Annotated in this window: 4 protein-coding genes; 3 read left to right on the top strand and 1 reads right to left on the bottom strand. The window is 35.9% G+C overall.

Translation table 11 applies throughout. From position 1 onward, the window contains the following. A partial coding sequence (locus H1P_RS28950) for a hypothetical protein (protein ID WP_144874270.1) occupies positions 1-180 on the bottom strand: 180 nt, incomplete at its 3' end. A gap of 1,278 nt (positions 181-1,458) precedes the next feature. Between H1P_RS28950 and H1P_RS28955 the strand changes: the two genes are divergently transcribed. The 3 genes from H1P_RS28955 to H1P_RS28965 all read left to right on the top strand — a co-directional run. Continuing rightward, positions 1,459-4,590 carry a tetratricopeptide repeat protein gene (locus H1P_RS28955; RefSeq protein WP_144874272.1) on the top strand — a complete coding sequence of 1,044 codons (3,132 nt, stop codon included), beginning with the start codon at positions 1,459-1,461 and terminating at the stop codon, positions 4,588-4,590. A 282-nt stretch (positions 4,591-4,872) separates the two neighbouring features. Next, a complete protein-coding gene (locus H1P_RS28960; protein WP_144874274.1) occupies positions 4,873-7,140 on the top strand; it encodes a tetratricopeptide repeat protein in 2,268 nt (755 codons plus the stop codon). Between the two features lie 71 nt (positions 7,141-7,211). Beyond that, positions 7,212-7,789: zinc-binding alcohol dehydrogenase family protein (locus tag H1P_RS28965; protein WP_144874276.1), on the top strand; the 578-nt coding region annotated here is incomplete at its 3' end.

The raw sequence follows: 7,789 nt of genomic DNA on the forward strand, positions 1-7,789 counted from the left end.
TACTACATAGGGTAAACCGAGAATGAGCGCAGCAAAAAAAAGCTTTTTTCTCGTCCAATTGATATCACCCCAGTTTGTCTTTATTCTGCCTCCAGAATTAGCTCTAGATAAGCCACTATTGATTTTAGGTATCTTAATTTTTTGATTCAGATCATCTGCTAAAGGGTCTTTTTTCGCCATGGCACTTATAAAAATAAAATTAGTTATTTTGTACTTTAATTATTAATCTTTTTTGCTTATTTTAGATTCCATTTAATATCAAAATTGCAAACAGATCGAGCAGTTTTACTCTTTTCAGAGCGATATTTTTGGGCTATTAAGTATTACTGAAATCATAGTTAATGTTTTTTCAAAGTATTTTTACTGGTGATATATTTTGCGATCGCTAAAAAGAAAATATCAAATTCTCAGAAACCAATCAAATTTTAGCTAAATACTTTATCACAAGTTTGTCATCAAAAAAACCGCCTTAAAGACTAATTTAACCTTTGTTTTGGAAGATAGTTAGAGAAGGCTTATTTAATAAAGCCAATTTTATCTGCCATAAAAGCAGTCAATAATTATTGACATTTTATTTCACATGACAATCACCAAGAAAGTAATTAGCAAAGGGTTTTTGGCAATTTAAACTAATATATCGTAAGATTTTAGAATACTTTCAATAAACATATCATGAAGCACAGAATAATAGTTTAAGACTTTCCTAACCCAATAGAAAGACATGATTTTGTAAAGATACTTCGCTTATTTGTTTACATATAGCAAATTATTATTCTCTAATAATGCTCATTGTGAACTCATCTTGAACATTACAAAGCCTACGGCTAAAGCCATAAGCTACAAGCCATAAGCTGTAAGCCTTTCTCGACTTATAGTTGGCATCAGGCAGGGTCAGAAGCCGTTCCTTTTGAAGGGAGCAAGCAACATATAGAAAGTTATTTATTTTGAGTAAAAAACTTTCAAACCATTGTTGTATCTATTGTGGATTGTGGATTGCGGATTGCCTCTACTAAGTCTCTCATTAATGCGCGAGAAACGGTATCACTTTGTAAATAACCTGAGTTCGGCATAAGCGGAACTCCTTGCTACGCAGTTGATTTAAAAATTTCTTTTTCCTCTTTTATGAAAAATTTATCCGCTCTCGAAATCTTTAAAAGGCTTAAAGCTTAGAGCTTAGAGCCACCCTCACCGTCTAATTTTCTTAACCCGAACTGACTTTAAATATTACTAAATTGGCAACCATAGAAGAAAGTGTTACCCTTGACGCAACTTGAATTAGCATCAAATAATCTGAAGCTAGTAGCCAGTTACAGATTATCTCGATCCCGCTAGACGGGACTCCGCCACGTCCACCAAGACAGATCGCAAGCGAAGCGGATACTTGTAAAAGCGGTGCGAACCTGCTCTGATCGCTGGTTAACCAACCATTAAAATCTAATTTCTTTTTGAGAGCGATTTATGTCTCACCCTTCAAAGAATCAATTTAATTCATCTGTAAGCTCTTTAAACAAAGAAGGCACTCAGCTACAAGCGATAGTTGACAAGAAAATTTTGCCTATTTTAGAAACTCATCAAAAAGAAAATAGGAAATTAGCTCCTCAAGAAGTAGTAGGAAATTGCTATCAAGTTATTAAGCAACTAGAACAAGCGCAATCTACTACAGTTTACTTGGTAGAAGACCAACAGGATAAAGATAATTCTTTGTATGTCTTGGAATTAATTTATGATGGAAATCTAACCTCGAAAACCCTTTCCCAAGAAGCTTTTAGTCAGCAAGTAGGATTTCTCAAAAAATTAAGTACTCACGTTCAAATTCCCAAGCTGTTCGATCACTTCATCGAAAACAATCGGTACTATATAGTTTATGAATATATCAAAGGCGAAATATTAGATTCGATTGTTCAGTACCGAAATTTGAATGAAGCAGAAACCGTCAGCATTTTACAAGATATCGCGAGAATTTATGACTTTGCGCTCAAAAACCAGATAGTGAAATTCGAGTTATTTCCTGAGAACATTTTACAGTGTCAATCAACTCAAAGATACGTCTTAAGCAATTTAAAAAAGCTTTTCTGGAGTAAAGCCAGTACTGTACCTCTAACTACCAAACAACGATTAGTTTTGTTTCGCCAACAGTTAGAGCGTTTGGGTAAGATGGTAATTCGCTCTTTGATCGGTCAGTATAGAGACAGTTTAGTAGCGAATCAAGAACTTCCTTTAGACTGGCACACACAAATTAATGTTAGTCCTCGATTGCAAACTATCCTCGCTAGAATGATTGCTATTCCAGGATGCAATCTCTATAATTCATTACAGGAAATTACTAATGACTTTCAACCGTTACTCAGAATTTATCAAGTCATTGGTGATAAATATCGCTTGATTCGTTATTTAGGAGAAAAAGACGGAATCAAAACCTATTTAGCTCGCAATATGCGTGAAAAAGAACTATATTCCTCTTTACTGATAGTTAAACAGTTCACTATTAATAATTGCGATCAACAATCTCCTGAAATTAGAATTGATAACCTCGAAAGAAAAGTAAAACAGCTTCAGCAACTATCTAATATCAAAGTAACTGATTTAGTCCGAAAACAGAGTGACGACCGTGAAGAATTATATTTAGTTCGTTCTTACATAGAAGGAATTAGCTTAACCAAACAGTTAAATCAACAGCCAGGTTTTTGTCCTGAAGAAGCAATTAAATTACTAAAAAATACCTTAGAAAGTCTCAGCCTAATTCATCAACGAAGATTAATTCATTGCAATATTAAACCTTCAAATCTGATTTTTTCTACACAAGACAAAGCTGTAGTACTCGTAGACTTTGGGATTTTACAATCTATTAGCAAAAGCAACCAGTCAATTTCTCAGTACAATAAAAGCCGTAACCCTCCCGAACAAATAGTCGGTAGACCAACAATTAGTAGTGATATCTACGCCCTGGGAATTACGATTATTGAAGCTTTAACTAGACTGCCAATTCAAGAGATACCGCAAAATTCTTCTTTAGGGAAAAAAATTTGGCAAGAAAAACTGATTAATCATTCTTTCTTAATTCCCATTATTGAAAAAATGATTTGTCCTGATGTGGAGAAAAGATATCAGTCCACTGAAGAGGTATTGCAAGATCTCCAAAAACATCAAAACAATAATCCTAGCAAAATAGCCCGAAATCAACCGCTTAACTTTAAAGATAAGCTCTTAAGCTTAATCAAACCCCAAAAACGCCGATTTACCGCGATCGTTAGTACTTTTTGCTTACTCGGTGGTTTAGAGTTGGTAAATCCTGTTATTCGACCCCAGTATTATGTTCATCAAGGAACACAACAGTTAGATCGACAACCAGAAAAGGCGTTAGAAGCTTTTAACACTGCTTTAAAACTACAACCTGACAAAATATCAGCTTTACAAGGGAAAGCAGACGCACTGCTGGCTTTACAAAAATTTGTCCCTGCATTAGAAGCTTACGAACAAGCCATTGCCATAGAACCTGATAGTGTGGCTAGTTGGCAAGGAAAAGGAGATGTTTTTTATCATGTAAAGGAATTTGAACGAGCTTTGACGGCTTATGATAGGGTACTGGTACTAGAACCCCAAAATGTCGCTGCTTTAACCCAAAAAGGAAAAATATTAGCTTTGTTATCTCGCTATCAAGAGGCTCTATTGGTTCAAAACAAAGCTTTAGAAGAAGATTCTGTTGTAGATGTTGAGCTTTTAAGTGATGCTGCTAGTAGTGCTTTAGCTTTAAATAGAAATTACCAAGCCTTAAATATTTTAGATCGAGTTCAGAGCATAGCACCGTTAAAGCCCTATCTCTGGCAAGATCAACTAATCGCTTTGCGTAATCTCCAGCGATCTGAAGCTGCTGTAGGAAGTGCGAGACTAATTTTAGAAAGCTACGAACAAGCTTTAAATAAAGAGCCGAAAAATATCGAACTTTGGTTAGGCAAAGGTGCATTCTTGTTGCAACTAAAACGCCACAGTCAAGCTTTAAGTACTTATCAAGAAGCGATCGCTATTAATCCTCATTCCTCTCTTGCTTGGTCGGGTATGAGTAAAGTTTACTGGAAAATGGAACAATACCCTGATGCGTTTCAAGCCATCGACAAAGCTTTAGAAATTGAGCCTCAATCTTTTACTGCTTGGCACACTCGCGGAAAGATTTTACAACAGGGACAACAAGATTTAGAGCAAGCTTTAGCTTCTTATAATCGGGCTATTGAGCTTAATCAAGACTTCTTTCCTGCTTGGCGCGATCGCAGTTCGGTATTAATGACTCAAAATAACTATTCGCAAGCAGTTAAATCTCTACAAACAGCAGTTACCCTAGCACCCCAGGATATTCAAAGTTGGCTCAGTCTCAGTAATGCTTTTCAAAAAATGGCAAAAATTGAGGAGGCGTTAAAAGCGATCGATCGAGTTATCGTTTTGCAACCCCGTAATAGCGATCATTGGTTACAAAAAGGCTCTTTGCGCGAAGAACAAACAAAATATACCAAAGCTTGTAATACCTATCGTCAAGCAATGAAGATAGCACCCGATCTCAAAATTATTAGAGCAATGCAAAGAGTAGGTTGTAGTTCTTAATCATTAGTTATAAGATTACCAATGGTTAAATTTAGTGGGGAAGAGGGAGAAATGGAACAATAGGGCATATTTTTGCGCCATTTTATCCCAATTATTGCCCACTGGCTAAATAGATAGCACATTATTTTTTTTTAAGAAAAAACATTAAAATTATCGTTTACACTAACTCCTAAATATCAAGTGCGGATCATTACTTTTAAATAAAGTTTTTCCCTATTTTCCCATCATTCACTATCAAAACGACCCTGCTCAAACTGGACGAGGTTTAGTAAAATTTAGCTCATGTCCCATTATTCAAATAGTCAATCTGACAAAAAACAACTCAATCAAAACACCGTTATCATTGGGAAACGCTACCGAATGATTCGGGAAATTACTATCCCCTCTAAAAGTCATCCTAACGATTCTCAGAATTGGAAAACATATCTGGCTCAAGATACTGGTATTACGGACAACCGTTTATGTATAGTCAAAGAAATTCCTCTACCTGCTGATTATGAAACTGTCTCATCTCAGCAGAAAGATAAATGGGATCGATTAGTTGCTATTCAGCAAAAATTAGGTACTTATCCAGAAATTCCTCAAATAATAGCTTATTTTGTCGATAAATTTCATTTATATATCATTCGCGAGTATTTTGAAGGAAAAACCCTTGCTCAACAGTTAAGCAATTGCTCTTTCGAGAGAACAGAAGCTTTAAAATTATTTTTAGATATCTTAGATGTTATAGCTTTTCTTCATAGTCATAATTTGATTCATGGTAATATTCAACCCGAAAATATTATTCAATTAAAAAGTAATGGCAAATATACTTTATTTGACTTTGATAATATTCATCAAGTTACTTTAAATGAAGCTAAGTTAGTAGACAATAAAATTGCAACTTTATTAATTAATACCAATAGCTTTTTCTCCCCAGAACAAAGTGCAGGTCAGCCAATTATTAGTAGTGATTTTTATAGTTTAGGTAAAACAGTAATTTACAGCCTGACAAAGAGTTTTTCTGCTTACTGGCAAGAGGAAAAACAAGAACGAGAAGTAGTTCAAGAAATAGAACCACAATTTAAAAAAATTCTTAAAAAAACTATCGTTCCTAATGTTAATGCCAGATATCATAATACTAGAGAAATTTTTCAAGACTTATCTAAAATAGAGAATATATCTACAATTATTAACTCTGGTTCGGTGGATTATGCTAGTGAAAACCTCAAAATGACTAAGATTAATGCTCAGTCACAGCCAGCAAAAATCCCCCAGAAAAATGTTAAATCAAAAACTAAAAAATCAAAAATACTATCGATCTTAGCAGGTATGATGAGCTTATTTGCTATGATTGCGATCGCAGAATTAGTTAACCCTTACATACGCCCTTTTTACTTTACATTAAAAGGAAAACAAGACTTAATCAAAGAGCCTCAAATCGCTTTGAATCAATTTCAAAAAGCTATCGATACCAATAGTAAGTATACCGATGCTTGGCAAGGAAGAGGAGAGGCTTTATTTAGTTTAAAGCGTTATCGATCTGCTTTACTAGCTTATGATAAAGCAACAGAATTACAGCCCAGAAATGCTCTTGCTTGGAAAGGAAAAGGAGACGTTTTATTTCGTTTAGAGCGTTTTGATGCAGCGTTGACTGCTTACAACCAATCATTGCAAATTGCCCCTAAAAACCCCGAATTACTGAATCGTCAGGGTCATGCTTTATATAAACTAGAACGTCCAGAAGAAGCCTTACAAGCCCAGGAAACGGCATTAGAGATTAAACCTAATTATGCCCAGGCTCTTAGCGATCGCGGAGTTGCTTTAATCGAATTGGGTCAATACCAACAAGCTTTCGACAGTTTTGAAGATGCTCAAGCAATAGAACCTTTAAATCCTGAATTTTGGCAAAATAAAGCTTTAGTATTGCAAAAGATCGGTCGTGAGCCAGCAGCCTTGCGTTTATATGAAGAAGCTTTGAAAGCTTATAACAAAAAGCTGCAAAAAAATCCTCAAGATGTCACCGCTTTAATTAACAAGGGTAATGTTTTAGTCAAGCTTAAACAGTATTCAGAAGCCATCAAAGCCTACGAGCGCGTTATTGCTATTAATCAGAATTATCATTTAGCCTGGTTAAACAAAGGCAATGTGTTTTTTGCTTTAGAGGAGTACGATAAAGCTCTCAAATCCATCGATCGCGCTTTAGAAATAGCTCCAGAATCTTATCTAACATGGTACGATCGCGGTTCGTTACTACGAGATGGCAAACAAGATTCCCAAAAAGCGATCGCCTCTTATGAAATAGCTACCGAAATTAATCCTAATTTTTATCATGCTTGGCGCGAGCTCGGAGTCGCTTACAGTCAGAGTGGACAGCAAAATTTAGCTCTCAAATCTTTTCAAACTGCTTTAGAAATCGAACCAGAAGATTATCGCTCCCTAGTTGGAAGGGGTGTTGCTTTTTTAGCCCTCGATAAAATTAAAGAAGCCTGTGAAGCCTATAACAAAGCAGCGAGGATTAATTCTACCTTCTCTCCTGCAATTGAAGCGATCGAAAAGTTAGGTTGTTAATTGTTAGTTAGTATCTGCGAACAACCGTTTGCTCGTACAGTTGTTAGTTGTTAGTTAATAATCGATCAAAGATGAAAGCGATCGCCATATATCAAAATCTTCCTACAGACAATCCTTATTGTTTTGAAGAGGTAGACTTAGCCAAACCCCAACCTACAGATCGAGATTTATTAGTCAGAATCAAAGCGGTTGCAGTGAATCCCGTAGATTACAAAGTCCGCTCATCTATAAAAGAGCAACCCACTACACCCAAAATTTTGGGTTGGGACGGATCGGGTATTGTAGAACAAGTAGGAGCAGACACTTCCTTATTTAAAGTAGGTGATGAAGTTTACTACGCAGGAAGTATTACTCGTCCTGGTACAAATAGCGAATATCAGTTAGTAGATGAACGTATCGTAGGTAAAAAACCCCGCAATTTATCTTTTGTTGAGGCTGCTGCTTTGCCCTTAACTACGATTACCGCTTGGGAAGCTTTATTTGAACGATTAGCCATTACAGCCCATCAAAAAAGTACTATTCTCATCATTAACGGTGCGGGCGGCGTTGGTTCAATTGCCATTCAGCTAGCCAAACAAGTAGCAGGATTACAAGTGATTGCCACTGCTTCTAGGAAAGAAACTATTGCTTGGTGTCAAAAGATGGGAGC

It is taken from the genome of Hyella patelloides LEGE 07179, from assembly GCF_900659865.1.
In the GTDB taxonomy this organism is placed as follows: Bacteria; Cyanobacteriota; Cyanobacteriia; order Cyanobacteriales; family Xenococcaceae; genus Hyella; species Hyella patelloides.

What these genes read in the sequence shown, in the direction of transcription:
- H1P_RS28955 (WP_144874272.1), top strand. Translation starts at nt 1,459, where the DNA reads ATGTCTCACCCTTCAAAGAATCAATTTAATTCATCTGTAAGCTCTTTA.
- H1P_RS28960 (WP_144874274.1), top strand. Translation starts at nt 4,873, where the DNA reads ATGTCCCATTATTCAAATAGTCAATCTGACAAAAAACAACTCAATCAA.